Genomic DNA, 370 nt, shown 5'->3' with positions numbered 1-370 from the left:
ATCATCATGCTTGCCTGCAAGGATCTCGTCACAAACTTTAGCGATTAGATCCCTTTTGTCAACAGAAAGTGCTCCAAGTTCGCAGTTGGTAAAAGCCGCAGCTTTTTTAAGGTAAGCGAAACCGTAGATGATCTCCAAGGGCATACTGCCCGGAGCTCCGATCTTAAAATTATTTCGGGAACGTTCTGTTTGTGCACCCCATAATTTATCTGAAGGGACTTTTACTTCCCCCATGGTATCCTTCTCTATTCGATATTTCATAATGATTAGTGATTTGTTACAAATTTACATTTTCAGCAAAATCTTTAGCTTGAATTTGGAATAAAAATATGAACCAAATGGAAAATTCCGTCAGGAAAGGTTGGAGAAT

The 370-nt window shown here is 38.9% G+C and carries 1 protein-coding gene; it reads right to left on the bottom strand.

The features are described from left to right. A partial coding sequence (locus HC175_RS20645; protein ID WP_262887260.1) for a lyase family protein occupies nucleotides 1-261 on the bottom strand: 261 nt, incomplete at its 3' end. Nucleotides 262-370: the final 109 nt, after the last annotated feature.

It is taken from the genome of Salinimicrobium oceani, assembly GCF_012037645.1.
The sequence above is the reverse complement of the archived record's forward strand: the minus strand, read 5'-3'. Positions and strand labels throughout refer to the sequence as shown.